The 23,266-nt window shown below is 52.8% G+C and carries 18 protein-coding genes; 12 read left to right on the plus strand and 6 right to left on the minus strand.

Annotated elements, in window-relative coordinates; all coding sequences use genetic code 11:
• Window positions 1-225 precede the first annotated feature (225 nt).
• The 9 genes from PBOR_RS18260 (at window position 226) to PBOR_RS18300 (ending at window position 14,398) form a co-directional block, all read left to right on the plus strand.
• Window positions 226-1,194, plus strand: a complete 969-nt coding sequence (locus PBOR_RS18260) for an ABC transporter permease (protein ID WP_081972103.1) — start codon at window positions 226-228, stop codon at window positions 1,192-1,194.
• A gap of 15 nt (window positions 1,195-1,209) precedes the next feature.
• A complete protein-coding gene (locus PBOR_RS18265; RefSeq protein WP_042214056.1) occupies window positions 1,210-2,079 on the plus strand; it encodes a carbohydrate ABC transporter permease in 870 nt (289 codons plus the stop codon).
• A gap of 41 nt (window positions 2,080-2,120) precedes the next feature.
• Window positions 2,121-3,686 carry an extracellular solute-binding protein gene (locus tag PBOR_RS18270; RefSeq protein ID WP_042214057.1) on the plus strand — a complete coding sequence of 522 codons (1,566 nt, stop codon included), beginning with the start codon at window positions 2,121-2,123 and terminating at the stop codon, window positions 3,684-3,686.
• A gap of 70 nt (window positions 3,687-3,756) precedes the next feature.
• Complete coding sequence (locus PBOR_RS18275) at window positions 3,757-6,810, plus strand: CBM96 family carbohydrate-binding protein (RefSeq protein ID WP_052429539.1); 3,054 nt, start codon at window positions 3,757-3,759, stop codon at window positions 6,808-6,810.
• Between the two features lie 102 nt (window positions 6,811-6,912).
• A complete protein-coding gene (locus PBOR_RS18280; RefSeq protein ID WP_099052476.1) occupies window positions 6,913-7,689 on the plus strand; it encodes a glucosamine-6-phosphate deaminase in 777 nt (258 codons plus the stop codon).
• Window positions 7,686-8,849 carry an N-acetylglucosamine-6-phosphate deacetylase gene (locus tag PBOR_RS18285; RefSeq protein ID WP_042214060.1) on the plus strand — a complete coding sequence of 388 codons (1,164 nt, stop codon included), beginning with the start codon at window positions 7,686-7,688 and terminating at the stop codon, window positions 8,847-8,849. Before PBOR_RS18280 ends, PBOR_RS18285 begins: the two co-directional genes overlap by 4 nt.
• A gap of 12 nt (window positions 8,850-8,861) precedes the next feature.
• Window positions 8,862-10,697: a family 20 glycosylhydrolase gene (locus tag PBOR_RS18290; RefSeq protein ID WP_042214062.1), complete on the plus strand. Its 1,836-nt coding sequence runs from the start codon at window positions 8,862-8,864 to the stop codon at window positions 10,695-10,697.
• Between the two features lie 30 nt (window positions 10,698-10,727).
• Window positions 10,728-12,299 carry a glycoside hydrolase family 3 N-terminal domain-containing protein gene (locus PBOR_RS18295; RefSeq protein ID WP_042214064.1) on the plus strand — a complete coding sequence of 524 codons (1,572 nt, stop codon included), beginning with the start codon at window positions 10,728-10,730 and terminating at the stop codon, window positions 12,297-12,299.
• Between the two features lie 236 nt (window positions 12,300-12,535).
• On the plus strand, window positions 12,536-14,398 hold the full coding sequence (locus PBOR_RS18300) for a beta-L-arabinofuranosidase domain-containing protein (RefSeq protein WP_042214067.1): 1,863 nt from the start codon (window positions 12,536-12,538) through the stop codon (window positions 14,396-14,398).
• Between the two features lie 195 nt (window positions 14,399-14,593).
• On the opposite strand, the gene PBOR_RS18305 is transcribed toward PBOR_RS18300, so the two are convergent.
• On the minus strand, window positions 14,594-15,271 hold the full coding sequence (locus PBOR_RS18305) for a pectate lyase (RefSeq protein ID WP_245647821.1): 678 nt from the start codon (window positions 15,269-15,271) through the stop codon (window positions 14,594-14,596).
• Between the two features lie 297 nt (window positions 15,272-15,568).
• On the opposite strand from PBOR_RS18305, the gene PBOR_RS18310 reads away from it, so the two are divergent.
• The 3 genes from PBOR_RS18310 to PBOR_RS18320 all read left to right on the plus strand — a co-directional run bounded on the left by PBOR_RS18310 (window position 15,569) and on the right by PBOR_RS18320 (window position 18,825).
• Window positions 15,569-16,792 carry a sensor histidine kinase gene (locus PBOR_RS18310; RefSeq protein ID WP_042214069.1) on the plus strand — a complete coding sequence of 408 codons (1,224 nt, stop codon included), beginning with the start codon at window positions 15,569-15,571 and terminating at the stop codon, window positions 16,790-16,792.
• On the plus strand, window positions 16,789-17,436 hold the full coding sequence (locus tag PBOR_RS18315; protein WP_042214071.1) for a response regulator: 648 nt from the start codon (window positions 16,789-16,791) through the stop codon (window positions 17,434-17,436). Before PBOR_RS18310 ends, PBOR_RS18315 begins: the two co-directional genes overlap by 4 nt.
• 132 nt (window positions 17,437-17,568) lie before the next feature.
• The gene (locus PBOR_RS18320) at window positions 17,569-18,825 is read left to right on the plus strand and encodes an alpha/beta hydrolase (RefSeq protein WP_052429540.1); all 1,257 of its coding nucleotides are present in this window, start codon (window positions 17,569-17,571) and stop codon (window positions 18,823-18,825) included.
• A 100-nt stretch (window positions 18,826-18,925) separates the two neighbouring features.
• Here the strand turns inward: PBOR_RS18320 and PBOR_RS18325 are convergent, their stop codons facing one another.
• The 5 genes from PBOR_RS18325 to PBOR_RS18345 form a co-directional block, all read right to left on the minus strand.
• Window positions 18,926-19,294: a VOC family protein gene (locus PBOR_RS18325; RefSeq protein ID WP_042214074.1), complete on the minus strand. Its 369-nt coding sequence runs from the start codon at window positions 19,292-19,294 to the stop codon at window positions 18,926-18,928.
• An 84-nt stretch (window positions 19,295-19,378) separates the two neighbouring features.
• On the minus strand, window positions 19,379-20,329 hold the full coding sequence (locus PBOR_RS18330; protein WP_042214076.1) for a helix-turn-helix transcriptional regulator: 951 nt from the start codon (window positions 20,327-20,329) through the stop codon (window positions 19,379-19,381).
• A 27-nt stretch (window positions 20,330-20,356) separates the two neighbouring features.
• Window positions 20,357-21,118 (minus strand): DNA/RNA nuclease SfsA, encoded by a 762-nt coding sequence (locus tag PBOR_RS18335; protein WP_042214078.1) that lies wholly within the window; start codon window positions 21,116-21,118, stop codon window positions 20,357-20,359.
• A 233-nt stretch (window positions 21,119-21,351) separates the two neighbouring features.
• Window positions 21,352-22,230: a carbohydrate ABC transporter permease gene (locus tag PBOR_RS18340; protein ID WP_042214080.1), complete on the minus strand. Its 879-nt coding sequence runs from the start codon at window positions 22,228-22,230 to the stop codon at window positions 21,352-21,354.
• Window positions 22,231-22,262: 32 nt separating this feature from the next.
• The gene (locus PBOR_RS18345; RefSeq protein WP_081972391.1) at window positions 22,263-23,198 is read right to left on the minus strand and encodes an ABC transporter permease; all 936 of its coding nucleotides are present in this window, start codon (window positions 23,196-23,198) and stop codon (window positions 22,263-22,265) included.
• Between the last annotated feature and the right edge of the window lie 68 nt (window positions 23,199-23,266).

A 23,266-nucleotide genomic window follows, 5' to 3' on the forward strand; every position in this document is an offset into this window, starting at 1 on the left:
TTTATCCTATCATAGCGGCATAAAGCTGACACGCACAATATGCACTTTTACCGATTTATACGCAGGTACCGGGAAATATGAAGATTGGGCGAAAAGTTATATAACATGCTGATAGCGCTTCCCAAAGACTTGCCGCTATAATTCGGAGACAAACCCCGGAAGCAGAGGGGAAGTTAGCTGACATTCAAGTGAGCTGCTATCATTAAGAACAAGAGGGGAATGCCTATGGCTCAAACGAGCGCAGTACAGGACAACATGCGAAAGGAAGTGAAGGCTCCCTACCGGCGGCAAGGGCGGCTTGTGCGGACCTGGAACCATAACAAAGCGCTGTGGCTGCTGTTCCTGCCGTGCCTGCTGTACTATCTTATTTTCCGGTATGCGCCGATGTTCGGCCTCGTCATTACGTTTAAGGATTACAATCTGTTCAAAGGAATCTGGGCAAGCGATTGGGTAGGGCTCAAGTATTACCGGATGTTTTTTGAGAACCCTGACTTCTGGCCGCTGATGAAGAATACCTTTCTTCTGGGGCTCTACAAGCTTGTGTTCGGGTTCCCGGCTCCGATCATCCTGGCTATACTGCTGAACGAAGTGCGCAAGGCCGCTTTCAAAAAATTCGTGCAGACGGTCAGCTATCTGCCGCATTTCATCTCCAATGTCATTGTGGCGAGCATGGTCATTATGTTCCTGTCACCGACCGGAGGCCTGATTAATAATCTGCTGGGCACATTCGGGATTGGACCGATTAACTTCATGAATGAGCCGGGGATGTTCCGGGGGATCTATGTCCTGTCGGAGATCTGGCAGCACATCGGCTGGGAGACGATCATCTATCTGGCAGCTTTGACGGCGATTGACCCGCAGCTCTATGAAGCGGCAGACATGGACGGAGCCAGCCGGATGCGCAAAATATGGCATGTCACGCTGCCCGGCATCTCACCGGCCATCGTCATCACCCTGATTCTGAATATCGGCAAGGTGCTGGAGATCGGCTTCGAGAAGGTCTTCCTTATGCAGAACCCGGCGATCTACGATACGGCCGACATCATCAGTACGTATGTCTACAGAGTCGGGATGGAGCAGGGGAATTTCAGCTACGGTGCCTCCATTGACCTGTTCATGGGCATCATCAGCCTGATCTTCATCTATAGCGCCAATTACATCAGCCGCCGTGTCAGTGAGACAAGTCTATGGTAGAAAAGAGGTGTGGTGATGAGATCACCGAAGATTTCCTTGTTTAACGTAGTCAGTACGATCTTTCTGCTGGTGGTTGTGGTGATTACGCTCTATCCGTTCCTGCACATGCTTGCGGTATCCCTGAGCAGTGATGTCAATGTCATTAAGAATAACATTTCGTTCTGGCCGAAGGGCTTCAATGTGAATATGTACGAGCTTGTGCTTGGAGACCCGAAGATCTGGACGGCCTATAAAAATACGATTATATACACTGTACTCGGCACCCTGATCTCGCTGGTGGTTACCTCTACAGGAGCGTATGCGCTCTCCCGACGGGATATGGCGCTGCGTAAGAGCTTCACCATGCTGATCGTCATTACGATGTTCTTCAGTGGAGGGATGATCCCGACCTTCCTCGTCGTCCGGTCCCTGGACATGGTGGATACCGTATGGGGCATGGTACTGCCGGGCGCGGTCAGTACCTGGAATCTGATTCTGATGCGGACCTTCTTCTCCGGTATTCCCAAGGAGCTGGAGGAATCCGGCCGCATCGACGGATTGAATGATATCGGCATATTTATGCGCATCATTGTTCCGCTGTCGAAGGCTTCCTTCGCCACCATTGCCTTGTTTTACGCAGTGGGCATGTGGAATAACTTCATCTACCCGCTGCTGTATCTGCGCACACCCGATCTGTTCCCGCTGCAGGTTCTGCTCCGCAATCTGGTGCTGGCGGGGAGCGCAAGCTCCGGGGATGTGACCGGAATCGGGGGAGATAATCAGGTCGTTGAAGAATCACTCAAATATGCAACGATTATGGTATCGACCCTTCCGATTCTCACTGTGTATCCGTTTGTTCAGAAGTATTTTGTGAAGGGCGCCATGATCGGTGCAGTGAAAGGCTGATCAGGCTTACACCATAACTACTATTAAGGGAGAGATGATGAATGAACAAATGGAAGTCTGTAATGCTGCCCCTCGTGGCTGCGGCCATGCTGGTGACCGGATGTAGCGGAGGCAACAACAATACCTCCTCACCCGGGGCTGAAGCACCGGGCGGAGATGCCGCCGCTGCCACTGCTGAAGCGAAGCAGGAGCACACCTTCACCGCACTCCTAGACAACAATGCCACCTTTCCGTATTCCAAGGACTGGCCCGTCTGGGGCTGGATTAAGGACAAGACCGGCGTAACGCTGGAGGTGCAGACGCCTTCCGGGAAGCTTGCCGAAGCGCTGAATCTGGCGGTAGCCTCCAATGCGCTGCCGGATCTGATGTATATGCCCAACCGCAAGGAATCGAACAAGTTCGGGCAGCAGGGTGCACTCGTGGATCTGATGGAGCATATGGACAAGCTGCCGAATTTGACCGCATGGATGAAGCAATATCCGGATGAGGCTAAGGCTGCACTCTCTGCCGACGGCAAAATGTATATGTTCCCGAATCAGGGCTTCGGTGAAACGAACCGCATGATCTGGATGTACCGCCAGGATATTTTTGAGAAGGAAGGCATTCAGGCTCCGGCAACGTATGAAGAGCTGCATACAGCCCTCAAGACGCTCAAGGCGAAATACCCGGACAGCTATCCGTTGTCTGTCCGTTACGGCCAGATCCCGGATGAGATGAACACGAATATGACGGTCAACTATGGGACAGGCGAAGGGGCTTACTATGATTTTGACAGTAAGGAATGGCGCTATGGTCCGACGGAGGACAGCTACAAGGAAATGGTCGGCATGTGGAAGCAGTTCTATGATGAAGGGCTGATTCCGCCGGATTTCCTCTCTCTGCAGACCAAGCAGTGGCAGGACATGGTCTCCACCGGCAAGTCGTTCGTGACCGTTGATTACATCAGCCGGGTGGACTTCTTCAATAATGCGATGCGCAAGGAGAATCCTGAATTCAGCATGCAGTTCATGGCTCCTCCTGCAGGACTTGCCGGCGGTAAACAGCTGAATCCGTACTTCCATTATATGGAGGGCGGTCTGACTGTAGCTTCCACCTCGAAGAATATCGATGACATTATGACTTACATGGACTTTTTCTATTCGGAAGAAGGACGTACGCTCAGCAGCTGGGGAGTGGAAGGCGAGACTTATGTGAAGGAAGGCAGCACGATCAAATTCAAGCCGGAATTCACCGATGTCATTGAGATGCGGAAGCAGACAGGGCTGCAGACCAGCGGAACGTATACCTGGATTGACTTCAATGCCCATCTGTCCCTGTTCTCGGACGACCTGAAGCACGCCTATGAAGAGGCTGTCAAATATGATCCGGCCAATATGCAGCCGCGTCCGGCCTTCACGGAGAAGGAGAATGAAGTCATCTCAATCACCGGACAGGCGATCAAGAAGCACCGTGACGAGAGCTTTGCCAAGTTCGTTACCGGTTCCCGCAAGCTGGCGGACTGGGATAAATATGTAGAGGAGATTAACAATCTCGGAGTAGACAAGCTGCTGGCGACGTATAAGGAAGCTTACGACCGCGTTCAGAATATTCAATTAGGCAGTAAGTAACGGACAGAACCTCTGAACCCTGTGAAAGGTTATCCCATACTCTCGTGACCACCAAAAGGAGGCGCCGCTTATGACGCAAAGGCTGCAAGGCTCTGGACAACGGCTTGGATGGATGCTGTCTGTGATGTTGCTGGTTGTAATCTTAGGAACGGCGGTTCCGGGCATTGCCCGGGCCGCAGGCTCGATTACGCTGGACGAGCCTCCCGGGGGATACGTATCCTCCGGCGGGCTGGTGGAGATCAGCGGAACCTATACCGGACTGTATGATGTCCGTTTATATGTGAACGGGACAGCTCAATTCGAAGCGCTGCTGGATGACCCGGACGGGGATGACAGCGGAAGCTGGTCTTACACGCTGGACACCTCCCGTTATAACGGCAGTGTGGAGCTGGTGGCCAGGGGGCTGGATACCTCTACCCGCTATGGGGTATGGAGCCCATCCGTAAGCCTTGAGGTGAACAATCCCGCAGGCATTGCTCCTGTAGTGACGATTACCGGGCCGGATGAAGGAGTTCCCTTAGGCGGACAGGTGGAGATCACCGTCCAGGCGGAGTCTGCCGCGCCGGTCTCGGGCGTGCAGGTCCGGGTGAACCGTGGACCTTGGCAGCAGGCAGCCTATAACGGCACGGAATATGCCTATCTCTGGAATACGGCGGGAACCGGCGACCGGACAGTCAGCCTTGAGGCCCGGGCAACGAATGCGCCCGGACGTTACGGCTACAGCCCGACCGTCTATGCACAGGTCGGTGCCGGTACCCATGAGCCGGCGCTTCCCCTGCCGGATCAGGACCGGGCGATGTGGATCTGGGAGCCGGAGAGCTACAAGCTGCTGCTGAATCCGGGCTCGCGGGAGGTGCTGGAAGCCTTCGTAACGGATACCGAGACCTTCGGGTCAGAGCCGGTCACGACGCTGTATCTGGCTGTAGGCAATTATGCCGGATACCGGGCGCTGGAGGAGCAGGAGGACGAGCTGCGCTCCTTCATGCGCTGGGCGCATGAGCAGGACTTAAGTGTCCATGCCCTTGTGGCGGGCGGAACCTCTCCGGCTTATATGGGCGCTTATGAGCGCTACCATAGTCATGCGGTGCGGGAGATCGAGCAGATTATTAACTACAACCTCACTGTTGCCGGGGATGAGAAGTTCGACGGAATTAATGTGGACATCGAGCCGTATATTTCCCCGGATTTCAAAGATCCAAGCAAATTCCTGCAGAAGGAGTACCTGGATGGTCTGCAGAAGATGATTGACCGCCGCGATACGGCAGGCATCCGGCTGCCCTTCGGCCCGGCTGTGCCGAAATGGTACGATTCCTCCGAGCAGGGAGCTAGTATCCAGTGGAACGGCACGACGAAATGGCTGTCCGAGCATATCCAGGATATCTCCGATTATATCTCGATCATGGATTACCGGGATTCCGCAGAAGGAACAGCAGGCATCATTGCCGGAGCTGCCGGTGAGCTTGCCTATGCTGAGGCCATAGGCAAGCCGAATTCCGTAGTCATCGGGGTGGAGACGCTGGATATTGCGAACAGCGGCGACCCGGAGACCATCACCTTTCAGGAGGAAGGCCGCAGCCACATGGAAGCTGAGCTGGATAAGGTGTATGCAGCTTCCGGTCAGAGCAGTGCCTTCGGCGGAATAGCAGTACATCATTATGATTCCTACCGGGCGCTGCCTTCGTATTGGGGACCGGGAGGCGTATTCTGGACGTCGCCGGAAGACCATGAGGCGCCTTCCGCACCTTCGGGCGCACCGTCCGCTGTTGCCGCTGACTATCAGAGCGTAAAGCTGAATTACGGCATGGCCTCTGATAATGTTGAGGTAGACCGGTATATTGTCTACCGCAGCACGGTCCCCGGCTTCACGCCGACCTCTGCGGATATTGCCGGACTCGCCCGCGGCCTGAATTACCAGGACAAGGGCCTGCTTCCGGAGACCACCTACTATTACCGCATCGCGGCCCGCGATCTGGCGGGCAATATCGGGCCGGTATCCAGTGTGGTGTCTGCGGTCACCGGCAGCACGGCGCTTAAGCCGATGATAGTGACAGATATGCTGCTCTCGTACAACGGTACTGCGACGACAGCTTCCATGAAGGTGCGTGATTATGCTACAGGAGAAGTGCTTGCAGGCGCCGCTGTGGAAGGCCGGTTCACGAATTCCGCAGGCCGTTACTCTACGGCCGTCACGGGAGCCGACGGACGCGCCACTTTTACTTCAGAAGCGGTTGCCCCGGACAGGCAGGCCGGATTCGAGCCGAGAAGAGTTCAGGCAGCCGGGTATTACTATGCCAGTGCCCATGACCTGCCGCACACCACGGCGCTGCTGCCGCATGGCGGGCTTGGCGGTTTAACATTATCGGCAGGTCAATGGGACAAACCATTTACCGCTCATGACAAAGTCTATACCGTAACTGTCGATAGCAATGTAACGGAGCTGCTGGTCACTCCGGCTGCAGCTAAGGTATCCGATGCGGTGCGTATTAACGGCCAGCCCGTTCCTTCAGGAACAGCAGCAGCTGTCCCGATCGGTTCGCAGCCGTCTGATCTGTCCATCCTGGTGTATCACGAGGATGGAACGGCGGATCTGTATCTTCTACATCTCGCCAGAAGTGTTCCGGCAGATCCGGTGGTCCCAATAACAATGGATGCTTATGTCCATGAACATCAGCCATCGGCTAATTTCGGCGAGATGCCCGTTCTGGAGGTGGCTGACATTCCGAACGCCCAGGGCGGAGGAGACCGTATCACCTTAATGCAGGCTGAATTGAATCTGGCTGGAATTCAGGTGCAGTCTGTCACGCTGAACGTATATGTTACCGCAGCGCCAGCCTCACCGGTTACGCTTGCTCTGAAGGGCTACACCGGAGTGCCGTGGACCGAGAGCGGCCTTACGTGGAATAACCGCCCTGTCAGCGGCGGGACCAGTCTCGGGACGGTCCGGGTGAACGGGGCAGGCTGGTACAGCATCGATGTCACAGCTTATGTTACTGCTGCCGCCGCTGCCGGATTGCAGCCGACCTTCCAGTGGAGTGATCCCAATACTTCCGGCATCGTTGTATTGCTGGCCAGTTCAGAGAATTCGGATAACAAGTCATATCTGCTGGTGAACAGCGGAACTTAACAGACGGAACACAACAGACAGAGTGTAACAGACAGAACGTAGCAAATAGAGCGCAACAGACAGGGGCGAGTGCTTCGCCCCTGCAAGGAGGGAGGCATAACTATGAATGACATCATGATTCCGGCTGCGGAGCATCACGTGGAACGTATGCGTGTTCTGGTCTATAACCACCGCAGCCAGATGGGAGCGGCGGCAGCCGGGCAGGTCGGGCAGAGAATCAGAGCCTTGCTGGAGCAGTCCTCAGCTCCGGTCCGCATTGTGTTTGCAGCGGCCCCGTCACAGAATGAGCTATACGAGGGACTGGTGCAGGAGCAGGGGATCGACTGGTCCCGGGTCTGTGCTTTTCATATGGATGAATACATCGGCCTGCCGGCTGACGCCCCCCAGCGCTTCGGGAACTACTTGCAGGAACGGCTGTTCAGCCGGGTGAAGCCCGGACGGATCGAGCTGCTCGGCAGAACAGGCGATATCGGAGAGGAGTGCCGGAGATACACGGCTCTGCTGAATGAAGCGCCTATTGATATCGTCTGCCTCGGCATCGGGGAGAACGGGCATATTGCGTTCAACGACCCGCCTGTGGCGGACTTTGCAGATCCGTATCTTGTAAAAGCGGTTCTGCTGGACGAAGCCTGCCGTCAGCAGCAGGTGAATGACGGCTGCTTCGCCAGCCTGGATGAGGTTCCGACCCATGCGCTGACCCTGACGGTGCCTGCCCTGATGGCAGGGCGCCATCTGTTCGCCATTGTTCCCGGCAAGGCCAAGCATAAGGCTCTGCAGGCGGCTCTCCATGATCCGGTCAGCACTGCGTGCCCGGCGAGTATACTTCGTACACATCCGGGCATTACGCTGTTCACGGACCGGGATGCCTACGGCTCATGAGCGGTGTCATTGCAGGAAGACATTACAGAACCGGCCTGCCGGTTGAGGTAAGAATAACGGACGGGGTCATTGCCGAAGTCTTTACACGGGAGGAAAGCCTGCTCACGGCCGAGTGGCCCTGGCTGGCGCCTGGGCTGGTGGATTTGCAGGTGAACGGCGGCTGGGGCCTGGATCTTAACACGCTGCCGCTGCAGCCGGAGACGGTAGCCGGACTCTCGCGCCGCCTGCTTGCACAGGGGGTAACCACTTACTGTCCGACCCTGATTACGAACGGAGCAGAGCAGCTTGCCCAGGCAGCGTCTGTCATTGCTGAAGCTGTGCGGACACAGTCTGATATAGCCGGGCTGATCGCAGGCATCCATCTGGAGGGACCTTTCCTGTCGCCGGAGGATGGGCCGCGCGGGGCTCATCCAAGGGAGCATATCTGCCCGCCGGACTGGGAGGCCTTCTGCCGCTGGCAGGAGGCGGCGGAGGGGCTCATCCGGATCATTACGGTGTCCCCCGAATGGCCGGGAGCCGCAGCCTTCATCTCCAGGTGCAGCGACTCCGGCGTCCGGGTCTCCATCGGACACACGGCGGCTTCGCCGGAGCAGATTCGGGAAGCCGTCGCCGCAGGAGCGGTGATGTCCACTCATCTGGGCAACGGCACACATCTTACGCTTCCGCGGCATCCCCACTATCTGTGGGAGCAGTTGGCAGCCGATGAGCTCTTCGGCTGTATGATTGCGGACGGCTGCCATCTGCCGGATTCGCTGCTGAAGGTGATTCTGCGGATGAAGCGCAGCCAGGCCATTCTGGTCAGCGATGCCGTATCGCTGAGCGGCATGCCGCCGGGCGCCTACCGGCTGCATATCGGCGGCGACGTTGTGCTGACAGCCGAGGGCCGGCTGCATCTGGCCGGCAATCCGCAGCTGCTGGCAGGCTCGGCCATGATGCTGGCTGACCAGGTGGCCTACCTGGCGGAGGCCAGGCTGGCACCGCTGGAAGAGGCCATCGAGTGCGCCTCGGTTCATCCGGCGCGGCTCTTGGGACTGGAGCAGGCAGCCGGTCTTGCGGCCGGTGCCCCTGCGGATCTGATCAGCTTCCGCCTGGACGGCGGGGCCATGGACATACAGGCGGTATGGAAGAACGGCCGGCTTACAACGGCCGATAAGGATTAGGAGGAGAGAGCGATGCTTAGCTTGATACCCGAGCCGAAGCAGGTGAGGATTAGAGAAGAGAAGCCGTTACAGAGCGGCGGTGCGGTAGGTCTTCGTCTTACGATGGAACAGGACGATCCCCGGCTGGAGCTTCATTGCCGGCGGGCATTTCCGGATCAGGAATTTACCGGCGCAGTATCAGGACAGGGATATTCACTGATTATTGAGGGAATTCCGCCACATGCAGAACCAGGAGAAACCAGGCAGGCTACCGGCAGTGCACCGGCTGTTGAAGAGGCGGACCTGTTTGTGCTGAACGGCCGGACAGAAGGGTACCTGCTGGAGGTCGGTGCAAGTGGGGCTGTGATCCGCGCGCTGGATGCGCCCGGACTCTACTACGGCTTGCAGACACTGCTGCAATTGCAAAGCCTCTATGGCGATGTTCCAGCCGTGTCCATTACGGACTGGCCGGATACCGCCCTGCGGGTGATGAATTTCGATCTGCGCCAGACCTTCTCGAAGCCGGAGCGGCTGATCGAGTATCTGGCCGAATTCTCCCGCTGCAAGACAAACGCGGTGCTCATTGAATACGAGGACAAATTCCCGTTCTTGGTGCACAGGGAATTCGCCCATCCGCAGCACGCGCTTAGCCGGGAGCAGCTGGAGGCTCTCCAGGCTGCGGCCCATGAGCATTACATCGAGATTATTCCGCTGCAGCAGAGCTTCGGCCATCTGGAGTACGTGCTGCGGCATGAAGCCTGGAAGCATCTGCGGGAAACCGAGGAGTCTACCGGGGAGATCTGCCCTTCACGCCCGGAGACTTATGAACTGATCACCGGTCTGCTCGAAGAAATGATGGAGGCTCATCCGGAGTCACGCTATATCCATCTGGGCTGTGACGAGGTGTACAGCCTGTGTGAATGTGATGTGTGCAAGAATCAGTTCGGAGGAGTGCGGGAGCGGGCCTTCATCTCCTTCCTGAACCGCTTGATTGAATTCACGGCCAGCCGGGGCAGACAGCCGATCTTCTGGCATGACATGCTGGACAAATGTCCGCCGGAGGAGCTGGCGAAGCTTGATCCGAGGAGTGCGGCGATGATCTGGATCTATAACGGGCGCAACATTGAAGCAGAGGTCACATCCTTAACGAATAAATTCAGGGCGCTTGGCATCGAGGTGATGGGTGCACCGGCGGTCCGCAGCTTCGACTGGGCGGAGCATCAGAACTATCCGGTGCTCGGGAACCGGACGGACAACCTGCTGCAGTGGGCGGAGACCGCAGAGCAGCTGGATATCGGCTGCATGGTAGCCACGAATTGGACCGGACCGTTCAGTCTTGGCGTTCCTTACGGCGTATTCGAGACTACCTGGTATCCGATGCTGCTGCATGCCGATCTGGCCTGGAACCGCAAAGCCGATTCCTCTGCCTTCATTGACCGTTTCCTGGAGCTGTTCCATGGGATCACTCCAGAGACGGGGCATGCGCGGCTCGGAAATTATCAGCTGGAGGATTACTATGATGTTATCTGGAAGCTGCTGGATGATGTCACGAAGAACAAGGATTACGCCGAGCTGATCGCAATTATGCATGAGTTCGAGGTAGCGACAGACCGCTCCAGGGCAATCCACAAATATGCCTACCGCTGGGAACTGTATCCGGGCGACAGCGCGGAATGGCGCTCCCTGCTGAACAACTACACGCGCAACCATAGCGGACGCGAAGCTGTCCGGCCCCGGATGCTGGCGTCTCTTCTGCAGTATCAGCCACAGGATATGGCCGAGCATTTCGTGAAATCCCGGTTCCATCTGCATGATTACCTGGAGCGGACGCTCTATCAGGAGCTGGGGCTTGTCCACACGGAAGGTTAGCAATCAGAACGACAGGAGGATGGAGCAGTTATGCAGCTGAATGAAGTGAATTCGCCGCAAGATCCGGCCGCTATGAGCCTGGAAGACAAAATATCCCTGATGTGTGTGGTGGGAACCCCATCCACGACAGCAGAGCCGGAATTCCGCGGGCGGATGTCCCGGAACCGGTTCGGGGGGATCGGACTTTTCCCCCATAATGTACAGAGTGAGGAGCAGACGCTGAAGCTGATGGCGGAAGTCCGGTCCATTGCCGCTGATTATGGCAGCCCCCAGCCTTACTATGTCTCGATAGATGAAGAAGGCGGCACGCTCTCCAAGTTCAGAACCTTCTATCCCTACATCCCCGGCAACCGGGCAACAGGGCTAAGCGAAGATGCCGAAACTGCTTATCTCCAGGGGAAAATCATCGGCAGCCAGCTTCATTCCCTGGGCATTCCGATGAACTGGGCCCCTGTGCTGGATGTGAATACGAACATTGACAATCCGGTCGTGGGGGTGCGCTCCTTCGGCGAAGATCCTGAAGTGGTGGCTGCCTTCGGCAAAGCGTATATTCAGGGGATGCACGAGGCAGGCGTGGCTGTGACAGCCAAGCATTTCCCCGGTCACGGACAGGTTAGCGGCGATTCCCATGTCGTCCTTCCTGAGTGCGGACTGACGATTGAAGAATTAATGAACGGACCGCTGCTTCCCTTCATTGCAGCCATAGAAGCCGGGGCCGATTCCATCATGATGGGACATCTGGTGTTCCCCGGCATCCCGGAGTCGGCAGGCCTGCCCGCCTCCCTGAGCCCCTTCTTTGCCGGAGAACTGCTGCGCGGCAGACTTGGTTTTGAAGGGATCATCTGCACCGATGATATAGAGATGGGAGCGATCCGTAAGCATTTCAGTCCGGATGAGGTGGGTGTGCTGGCCGTGCTGGCCGGTAACGACATGATTCTGATGTGCCATACCCCGGAATTTCAGCAGCGGGTCATCGCCGGAATCCACAAGGCCGTCCTGGATGGCATCATCGACGAATCCAGGATCGACGAATCGGTCATCCGTATCCGCCGGCTCTATACGAAATTCCAGCAATACCAAGCCGGAGCCCAGCCCATTCCACGAGCGGGCTGGAATGAGGCGGCGCTGCAGCTCGCACGCAGAACGGTCAAGGTAAGGCGTGACCCGCTTCAACTGCTGCCGCTGTCTGCCTCACGGCAATATATGCTGATCTTGCCGCAGCAGGAGCAGCTGACGATTGCCGACAATACGGGCGGTACCGACATCGGACTGGCCTCCCTGCTGGAGGCCGGGGGCTTGTCCGTACAGGTGCAGTACTGCAGCATGAAGCCCGAAGCCGCTGAAATCGCGGCCTTGTGTAGTCAGGCTGCCGGTCACGTGGTGATTCAGGGGACGCTGAACGCCCATCTGTTCAGCGGGCAGCTGCAGCTTGCCGAGCAGCTCGCAGCCGTAGCGCCCCTGTTGAACCTTGTACTTCGCAATCCCTACGACGATGCTTACCTGCCGCAGAATGCCGGAAGCATTCTGCTGTGCTCCACCTCTGATTATTCGCTTAAGGCGCTGGTAGAAGTGTTGATTCAGGGGACTGAAACAGACGCTTAACACTGGAGGTACATTTTAGAGCGCTACTATATTTTATAGGACGGAACAAAGAACACCTTCCGGAGAAGTCTGCTGCACGATGGCCGATGCTTCCGGAGGTGTTTTTGCATATCCTGACCGGCTTGCCTGATTAATCAGTATGGATCAATTATATATTAGGATTAATCATTGGATTGTTGGAAGCGCTGCTATATACTTTCATTGTAAAATCCAACTAGATTAAGGGGCTGCAGGCGATGATAGAACTGAAGGGCAGGCATGTCGTTCTTCATGATGGGGATCTGAAACGAAGGGAAGAAGCAAACCGGCGGTATTTAATGAAGCTGACGAATGATAATCTCTTGTTTAACTATAAAGTGGAGGCGGGAAGATATCATGGCCGGGATATCCCGGAGGATGCACATGGGGGATGGGAGACACCAGTCTGCCAGATCCGGGGACATTTTCTTGGACACTGGCTGTCTGCCGCAGCTATAAGGGTTCATGAAACTGGTGATTTGGAGCTCAAAGTCAAAGCGGATCTCATTGTGGACGAGCTTGCCGAATGCCAGAAGGATAACGGCGGACAGTGGGCTGCACCCATTCCGGAGAAATACTTACACTGGATCGCACAAGGCAAATCAATATGGGCTCCGCAGTATAATATTCATAAGTTATTTATGGGACTTGTGGATATGTACCAATTCACCGGCAGTCAGAAGGCGCTTGAGGTAGCCGATAGATTCGCAGACTGGTTCGTAACGTGGAGCAGTACCTTCACCAGAGAGCAATTCGATGACATTCTGGACATGGAGACAGGCGGAATGCTGGAAGCTTGGGCGGACCTGCTTCATATTACAGGGAATGATAAATACACGGCCTTGCTGGAACGTTATTACCGCAGCAGACTGTTCCGCCCGTTACTGGAGAACAAAGACCCGCTGACCAACATGCATGCCAATACCACCATTCCTGAAGTACTCGGTTGTGCCAGAGCTTACGAGGTAACCGGCGATCAAAGATGGATGGACATCGTCACTGCCTACTGGAAATGCGCTGTCACCGAGAGAGGGACTCTGGCAACTGGCGGAAATACAGCCGGTGAGGTGTGGATGCCGAAGATGAAGATCAAGGCACGCCTCGGTGATAAGAATCAGGAGCACTGTACGGTGTATAATATGATTCGGCTGGCAGAGTTTCTCTTCCGGCATACCTCACATCCGGCATATGCGCAGTACATCGAATATAATTTGTACAACGGTATTATGGCTCAAGCCTACTACCAGGAATATCATCTGACCGGCAATAAGCACAATAATTCCGCAACAGGGCTGCTCACCTATTTCCTGCCGATGAAGGCAGGCCTCCGGAAGGATTGGAGCTCGGAGACCGATAGCTTCTTCTGTTGCCACGGAACGATGGTACAAGCAAACGCAGCATTAAACAGAGGCATATATTATCAGGAACATAATGATATCTTTGTATGCCAGTATTTCCAGTCTGAGCTGACAACAGAGATCAACGGAGAGAACGTCCAAATTCATCAATCTCAGGATCATATGAGCGGAAGCATGCTGAACTCTTCGAATACGGCAGGACAGCAGGAATTGAATGAGATTACAGCGCTTCACGAGAATCTGCCTAACTATAAAAAGTATGATTACGTCGTCCATACTGACTCTGCTAATGAGTTTGCCATCCATTTGCGGATTCCGGACTGGATCGTGTCGGAAGCCGTCATCTATGTGAATGACCAGCTTCACGGCAGAACTGCGGATCACAATGCATTCTATACCCTGCAGCGGAATTGGAAGGACGGAGACCGGATCAGCATCATCCTACCTGTCGGCATCCGGTTCATTCCTCTGCCGGACGACGAACAGACCGGAGCGTTCCGGTTTGGTCCTGAAGTGCTGGCCGGGATTTGTGAGCAGGAACGGATTCTCTTCACATCTAACGAGGACGCGGCCTCTGAATTAACCATGGAGAATGAACGGGAGTGGGGCAGCTGGCGCTATTTCTTCAAGACAGCCAATCAGGACCCGGGTATTCAGCTGCGAAGAATCCGCGACATCGGTTATGAACCCTATCAGGTGTACTTCACGGTAAAAAAAGCATAGGCACTTAAGTCCGCCGAAGCATAACTTGGACTCGATAACCCGATTGAGATAGTAGAAGTCAATACGTTCAGGACTGAAACCGCCTCTATCCCGGGATAGCTGAAATGGAGGCGGTTACTGGATCTGACAACCGGAGGAGCCTGGGATTAACTGGGCCTAGCCCTGGATCAGTCTGGCGTCAGCCTTACCCTTGCTTCAATATTGCGTATTGCCCGACTGGCTGGTTTTACCTGAGGCAAAGCCTTTGAACAGAGTCGGTACACTGTGATAGCGGGTGTTGGTGATTTTGGCCGCGCTGCTGCTGCTGTCGGTGCGGAAGATGGAGTCTTTGACATTCGAGATGTCAGAGCTGTCCAGTGTGAAGTTCACGGCGTAGGAGGTGCCGCCGTTCTGGCGGGCCAGCTTACCGATGTCGTCAGCTCTGAAGTTCTTAATGTTAATTGTGCCCGCAGCGTTTGCCTGGAACACTTTATCGTATGCTTTGTACGCACCGCCGCCTGTAATATTGACTGTACCGGAAGCCTTCAGCGTCAATGCATCCTCGCCGACATCCTGCCAGGTGACATTGGAGATTGTAGCGTTTCCATAACAGTGCACACCGTCTGCGCCGGGAGCGCCTATAATTACATTTTTAAGTGTAGCATTCTTCTCCAGCCGGAAGATCGGTTTCTGGTTCTCAGCCTGGCTGCCGTCTCCTAGTGTACTGGCATTGGCGATATAAGTTTGGCCGTTGCCGTTAAAGGTCTCCCCTTCAGCAACTACAATCGTCGTACTGACAACAATAGGTGTTGCAGCAGATACCTTGGCAGGAGTGGCAACATAGAACGAAGACAGCATAACAACCGACAGGAGCATTCCCAAAACCTTTTTCAATAATATTCCGCCCTTCAATATTAAAGTATAGGTCCGGTCACCGGAACCTTGCGGGTTTCTTGAACAGATGTGCACCTCTGCCCAACACCCGATATCTAAGATATTCGGAACACGTGTGCATAGAACAAGTTAGTTATTCTGAGATCAATTACCATATTTCTGACACATTTTAGACTGAGTATGACACGACTATGCAGATTGATGATATAATTCCGATAACAATAACCGGTACATTATGTGCCGTTTTTTTGCGTCCAGGGAGACTGTTATAATAGTATCTGATAGAGGTGATTATGCATGAGTGAATATTCGAGCAACCAACCGGATGAAATCTCCCGATCTGATATCCAAAATGTTCTGCGTGATTCCCGCCTGCCTGCTTTAATCTGGGTCATTCTGATTTATTTTTCCGCATTGTTCTTCCAGCTTCCCATACTTCCCACATGGTTCGAATTCATTATGTTTACAGGTCTCATTCTGATTCACATGCTGCTGCACGGGTATGCCGGCTCTGTTGTTGATAAAAGGCCCTGGATTTATTTTGTGATGCAAGGGTTGATTGTCTGGGGGTGTGCGTTATTCATGCCTAATGCTCATTCTGTCATCCTTGTAAGTCTATTGACGGCTTTGGCCGGACAAAGTATTGGTATATACGCTCAACGGAAGCAGGTGCTTTGGGTATGTACTTTCTATTGTACCTTGTTTTCTGTTTCGCTGGTTTGGCCCAGGACGACCGGTGATTTGCCATCGACATTGCCCTCTCTCTTCTTCGTAATGTTCTTCGTCATCGGCTATGCTTCTCTGTTCTATAAACAAGTTCGTGCTAAGTTGCGGACCCAGTCATTTTTGCGTGAATTGGAACGGGCGCACAGGAAGGTGGAGGATCTGACCATTGCCAACGAACGTCAAAGGATAGCCCGTGATTTGCACGATACCTTGGCCCAAGGGCTGGCAGGTCTCATCATGCAGCTTGATGCCGTGGATGCACATCTAGAGAACGATAATATCCATCGTGCCCAAGAGATTGTCCAGCTGTCACAGACCCAGGCAAAGCGTACGCTTGCAGAGGCGAGAAGCGCAATTGACGACTTGCGTTCGTATTCTGCAGAGGTCATAGATCTTTCAAAAGCGGTAGAGGATGAAGCTGAACATTTCTCACATATGACAGGGATCCGTATATCCACTCAGTTGTCGATTCCCCATCCGGTGGTACCTAAGCTGATCTTTGAACATAGCTTACATATGATCCGGGAATGCCTGGCCAATACAGCTAAATATGCTAATGCTTCGAATGTAGCCATCGTGGTGGCGGCACGCGAAAACGTTATCGAGCTAAAAATTACGGATGACGGAAGAGGATTCGATACCAAGCTGATTGAGAAGCAGTCCGGCAGCTATGGTTTACTTGGCCTATATGAACGAGCCAGAATTATTGGCGGGGATATCGAAATTGAAAGCGGAAGGCAAGGAACCAAAGTTTCTGTTCGCATTCCATTACATCAGGAGGACACTGACTTATGACAATTCGTATTCTAATCGTGGATGACCATCTGGTCGTTCGAGAGGGGCTGAAGCTGATCCTGGAAACCAATCCAAGGTACGCGGTAGCCGTAGAAGCCTCCAACGGTATGGAAGCGCTCCGGCTGGTGGACGCTAACAAACCGGACGTTATCCTGCTGGACTTAAATATGCCTGAAATGAGCGGCTTGGACACCATGGAAGCGCTCCGGGCTAAAGGATTCGATATCCCGGTTATTATTCTGACTACCTATAACGAGGATGAAATGATGATCCGCGGACTGGAGTTAGGTGCCAAAGGGTATTTGCTTAAGGATACGGGAAGGGAGATGATCTTTCGCTCGATTGATGCAGCGGTGCGGGGGGAAACGTTGCTGCTTCCGGAGATCACCGGGAAAGTATTCGCTAACAGGCTGGCTGAAAAGGCGAAAGAGGCATCCCCGGCGAAGCTCTCTCTTACAGACAAAGAGCTGATCGTGCTTCAAGCAGTTGCCCGAGGATCCCGAAGTAAAGAGATCGGCTTCGATATGGGAATATCCGAACGTACAGTAAAATCTCATTTAACTAGTATCTACAATAAATTAGGTGTAGATTCGAGACCCCAGGCCGTTGCCGTCGCAGTGGAGCGCGGAATCCTGCACTTATGACCGGTCCTTGTATAGATTTGCCCGATCGTACACTTGGGGCTTGCCCTTTTGTACGATTTTTTATTGTTCTCCTCCGTTTATGATGAATACATGAATACAACACTATTCAATAACTAATTCAGAGGAGAAATTATGAAAAAACTACTGGCAACGATTCTGGCTATGATTCTATCAATGACCATGCTTTCCGCCTGCAGCAAAAATAGCGGAAATCCCGTACAAGAGGAATCTCTTAAACCGGAGAATAGCGTCACTCCCGCACAAGGGGAATTCCCGAAACCGGTCGGGAGTTATACGGTCGGTCGTACACAAATGGACTTCAAGTACAGAGCATCAAATAATTCAGACAGGGAACTGACGGCGTTATTTTTCTATCCATCGGATAGCACTGAAGGCAAGCCAACCGCAGAATATGCATTTCCGGAGTTTCAGTCACTGAGGGATGAGCTTCTGGTTAAACTGGGGGCTACAGCGGGGGAGCAGCTTTTTGAACCGGATTTTAAGACATGGTCTTACAACGATCTGGCCTTATCTCAGAGGGCACAACAATATCCGGTTCTATTCTATGTTCATGGTGCAGGCGCCTATCCGCAGCAAGGCACTTTGTACGCTCAAGATCTGGCAAGCTCCGGCTATATAGTGGTATCCATCGGCCATGCGGACAGCGGCGTGTACAAACTCAAGGATGGACGAACTATGAGTATGTCACCGGAATTCATGGACGACTTAGTGAAATATGGTATGGAAGCGGCAACCCTAATTACGCCTCAGCTTGTGACAGAGAAGCTCGGGGAAGAAGAGGCAATTGAGGTTTCCCGCAAATTGACCTCAGCGCCTGAAGCAGTCAAGTTTGCGAAATATGCCGTTCTACAGAGTGAGGATATTAGATATGTTGCAGATCAACTGTACCAAATGAATACAGGAGACATTGAATCCATATTTAAAGGCAGATTGCAGCTTGAAATCGGTATGGGGGTATTTGGACACTCTTTTGGAGGAACTACAGCGGCAATTGTTAGCCGGGACGATGACCGTTTTGTCGGCGGTGTAAATTTTGACGGTAATATGTTAGGTGCCCTGGATAGCGACCTTAAGAAACCCTTCATGCAGCTTGGCACCGTGCTTGCCTATAATACGAATGCCTTTCTTCTTGAATCCAATAGTCAGGATAGCTACTTTGCCATTATAGATAATGTAATTCATAGTGACTTCTCCGATTCCTTGTTCACTGCTACTAATGGAGCCGCCAGAGGAACCCGGGACGCCATGGAGCAGCGCAGCATTATTACCTCCTATACCAAGGCGTTTTTTGATAGATATATGTTGAATAAGGAAACGGAAATTGAAAGCCTTACCTTTGACGGCGTAGACATGATTAAGAAGCCTTAACCTCAATTCGCCGACATGAAGAAAAACTCCCCTTACAGCAACAGGGTTTATTATCTCACCTGTCTACCGTATGGGGAGCATTTCACGATACATTTGCGCATTAGGCCTTACTGTGAAGGGTAACCTGGTAACCGTCCGGATCGGCAAATGTAAAGGTTCGCCCGAATGGCCCATCTATTGGTGCAGATGTAATCTTTACGCCTGCTGCAACAAGCTTGTCGTGGATCTCTTGCGTATCCGGGGCATGAAGCCATAGAGCGATACCAAGTCCCGGCTGAGTACCTGAACCGAGTCCGATTCCTGGCAATAGGTCACGAAGAGCAAATGCAATAGGCTTTGTTTCAAAAACCACAGCATGAGGGGGGCCAGCCTGTGAGCGCACCAGTCCGAGATAGTTTTGATAGAATTCGGCAGAGTATTCAAGATTACTCACCTGAAGTGAGATGAAATCAGGTCCAATAGCTGACATAATGTAATGTTCTCCTTTGTAAATGGGATTGTTTATGCTTTTGGTATATCTTGATTATACAAGCCCCCTACTGCCAACAGTATGTCAGTAGTGTTCTTTCATTTTTCCGATTTCTTCTCTTACCCGGTTTATGAAGGATTCAGGTTCAGTGACTACCACATCTGCCCCCCATCCAAGAATCCAGGACAGCAATTCTTCCGGCTCACGGACACGAAAAGTGACATGGTAACCGTCCTCTTTAGATTCGGCAGTCTCCATATAATAGCTATTGGCTTCTTCAACTTTATCAGCGATTTCCGGATTAAAGATTGCGCAGACCTGTGTACTGCGGGTATCCTTCGGCCGATAGGCTTGAAGGTCGAAGTTATCGGGAGTCTGAAACGTATCCTCAGTCACGGTAAGGTCACTCATTCGGGAGACCCGGAAATGGCGAATATCCTCCCGCAGGTCACAGGATGCAAGTAACAGCCAGCCATTCTGCTCATCATGTGCCAATCCGTATGGAGATACCGTCCGCACAGTTACCCTGTTCCCATCAGCTTCAGCAACCCGCTTGTGATAGGTGAAACGAAGTTTCTTGTCCTCCGTCATGGCTTCTCGAATAATTCCCAGGTTTACTTTCTCCCGCATCATTAGGACCATTTCATCTTTTTGGAGCAGACGGATGCTTCCTTGTATCCGGTCTGTCTCCTCACGGATGGGCCGGGAAAGAATGGCTTCGATTTTCCTGCGGGAAGAGCGGGCACTTTTGCGAAAAGTCGGATCAAACCGTTTTTCTATAAATTCAGTTCCAAGAAGAAGCGATACTGCCTCATCTACAGTAAAGCTAATGGGCGGAAGAAAATAGCCTTCCATTAAAGAGTATCCCAATCCGGTCTCCCCAATTATGGGAACACCCGCTTCACTCAAAGCCATCATATCACGATAGATCGTTCTTACACTGACCCCTAAGACCTCAGCTAATTCATCAGCTGTCTGCAATTTGCTTCGCTGTAATTCCATCACAATTGCTAAGAGACGTTCTGTTTTATTCAATTGAAGCTGCACTCCCTTGCTTAGAATTCAAGCATTTATAATATCTTTTGTGGTTTCAAAATAACGTATGAGATTTACTTCCGTAGGGGTTATTTGGAAGTTAACCTGCCACACCTCAACCCCTTGGTGTATTGATGAATGCACAGAATTCCGGATATAGCTGTTGTGTTTCCCGCTCGATGAGCCAATATATTTAGAACTGTCATAGATGAAACATACCAGTAGGATGGCTTTGTCATTTTCATTCAAGCTATGGGCCAATTCCCCAATGTGTTTTATGAATCGTTCGAATGAGGTGAAACTGGTTCCTTTCTTCGTTTCGATATGTTCCTTAACCTCGACCTGCAATTGCGTAAGGGGTGTTTTGACCTCAATGTAAGTATTACCAACAAGAAAATCAAGTTTGGAGTTGCCTACGGTTTGTTCTCTTTTTATTGCTTCACCATTAATCACCATGCTAGAAAGCTGGCCGCTTTTTATAAAATGTTCTACATATCTGTTTGCTGCATTCTGATTAATTCCTATCCAGGATTTATTGGCATTGGATGGTAAATCAACTGAAATGGCTTCTACTGTATAAAGAGTCTTTCTTGATAAATTATCGCTTTTGGATAGCAGGCAGGGGACATTACGAAAAACGATGTCACCAATACGGCCTGTAGTGGGACAATGGCAATCATATATGACTCCGTCCACCTCAACTTCCATAATGAACCGGTTTCGCCGTCTGCAAATTATACCTTCAATTAGGGGTGTTTCAAAAACAAATGAATAGTTATTAGTTTCCATAGTAAGTTCTCCTCAGTAATCACTTTAAGCAAAGTTCAGTTCAAATCATCTTTGCCGCTCTAATACCTGATTATACAAGACTACTACTGACAACTGAATGTCAGTAGCTGCCACGAAGGGGGAGTCTCAAAAGCCGTGAAACGGCCGAGAGAGCTCCCCCTTGTTAATAGGTTAGATGCGAAGCAGCGATTCTCCTGTTATTGGAGGCTCGCTGCCTCATTGACGTGCGACTCCTACTCCTTAACGGCACCAAGCACGATACCCTTGACGAAAAAGCGCTGAAGAAACGGATAGACCAGCAGGATGGGCAGCATGGCGATGAAAATCTGCGCGGATTTGACGCTCCGGTTGGAGAGCGTTTGCAGATCCTCGAAGCGGATGCCGGTCTTGCTGAAGTCCTGCACAACGACGATGGTCTGCAGCAGCGTGGCCAGGGGCCAGCGGTCGGGCGAGGTCATATAGAGCATGCCGTCAAACCAGGCATTCCAATGGCCCACAAGGGTGAACAGGGACAGGGTGGCGATGGCCGGGAGCGATACTGGCAGATAAATCCTGGACATAATCTGAAAGGAGGTTGCCCCGTCCATAATCGCGGCTTCATCCAGATCACGCGGCAATGCCCGGAAGAAATTCATCATCAGGATGATATTCCAGACATTGACCAGGCCAGGGAGGATGAAGATCCAGAAGGAATTGATCAGATTGATCTTCTCCATCAGGATATAATGCGGGACAAGCCCGGCGTCGAAAATCATAATAATCAGAAAGAACCATACATAGAAGTTCCGGCCCCTGAATTCCCGGGAATTCCGCGAGAGGGGGAAGGCGGCCAGCACCGTTACGCACATGGCCAGTACTGTGCCGACAGCGCTCCGCAGCACCGAGATTCGTAGTGCCGACAGGAAATTGCTGTTTTCGAAGGTGCGCAGGTACCCATCCAGCGAGAAATCTACCGGGATTAGTCCGACAAGATTGGAATCAGCTGCCGATTTACCGCTTAGGGACACCGCAAAGATATGAAGCAGCGGCAGCACGCAGACAACGGAAATCAGCACAAGGAAAGCGATATTGAACAGATAGAATACGCGGTAGGTGGGGTTTTTATGGTACATGAGGCCTTTCCTCCTTCAAATTGACAAGCATCTCAGAAAATCCGGTAATTTGCCCACTTGTAGGCTGAATAGTAGCCTCCCCCGATCATGATGAAGCCGATCACTGACTTGAACAGGCCGACGGCGGTGGACAGGCTGTATTGGCCTTCCTGGAAGGAACGGTAGACATAGGTATCAATAATGTCGCCCTTGTCCAGCACCAGAGAATTGATCAGATTATAGATCTGGTCGAAGTTGGCGTTCAGCATGTTGCCCAGCGACAGCGTGAAGACCACGACGATGATCGGCAGCATTGAGGGGAGCGTGATGTAGAGGGTCTGCTTCATGCGGCCCGCCCCGTCAATCTCCGCCGCTTCGTAGAGCGCGGGATTGATGCCGGACAGCGAGGCCAGGAAGACGATGGCGCTGAAGCCGAATTCCTTCCACAAGTCGCTCAGAATGACGGTGAAGCGGAACCAGTTCCCTTCACTGAGGAACATCACGGGCTGCATGTGGAAGAAGCTGAGCAGCTGGTTCACAATTCCTTCCAGGGACAAGAGATCGAGGAGAATACCGCCCAGAATCACCCATGACATGAAATGGGGCAGATAGACCAGGGTTTGCACCGAGCGCTTAAGCCCCATCTGGCGGATTTCGTTGAGCAGAAGGGCGAATATCACCGGGACGACGAGTCCGAAGGCGATTTTGAGACAGGAGATAATCAGTGTGTTGAGAATGACCTGCCTGGAATCATGCATGGAGAAAATAAGCTCGAAATTGCTCCAGCCCACCCACGATGAGCCGGAAATGCCCTGCCAGGGCTTGAAGTCCTGAAAAGCGATGACGATGCCCGGCATAGGGGCATATTTGAATATAAGCGCGACGAGCACGGCCGGCAGCAGCATAAGATGCAGCCTCCATGTGGCGGCAAACTGCCGGGCTGTCGTGCCGGTTCCGGGATTGGCCTTGGGAGCGGCATTGGCCGCCATATCTGTGCCTGGCTTCATACGGTTCTCCTCCTAAATGTCCGCCGCTCAGCGGATTCTATAATTATCTT

It is taken from the genome of Paenibacillus borealis (genome assembly GCF_000758665.1).
Lineage (GTDB): Bacteria > Bacillota > Bacilli > Paenibacillales > Paenibacillaceae > Paenibacillus_AQ > Paenibacillus_AQ borealis.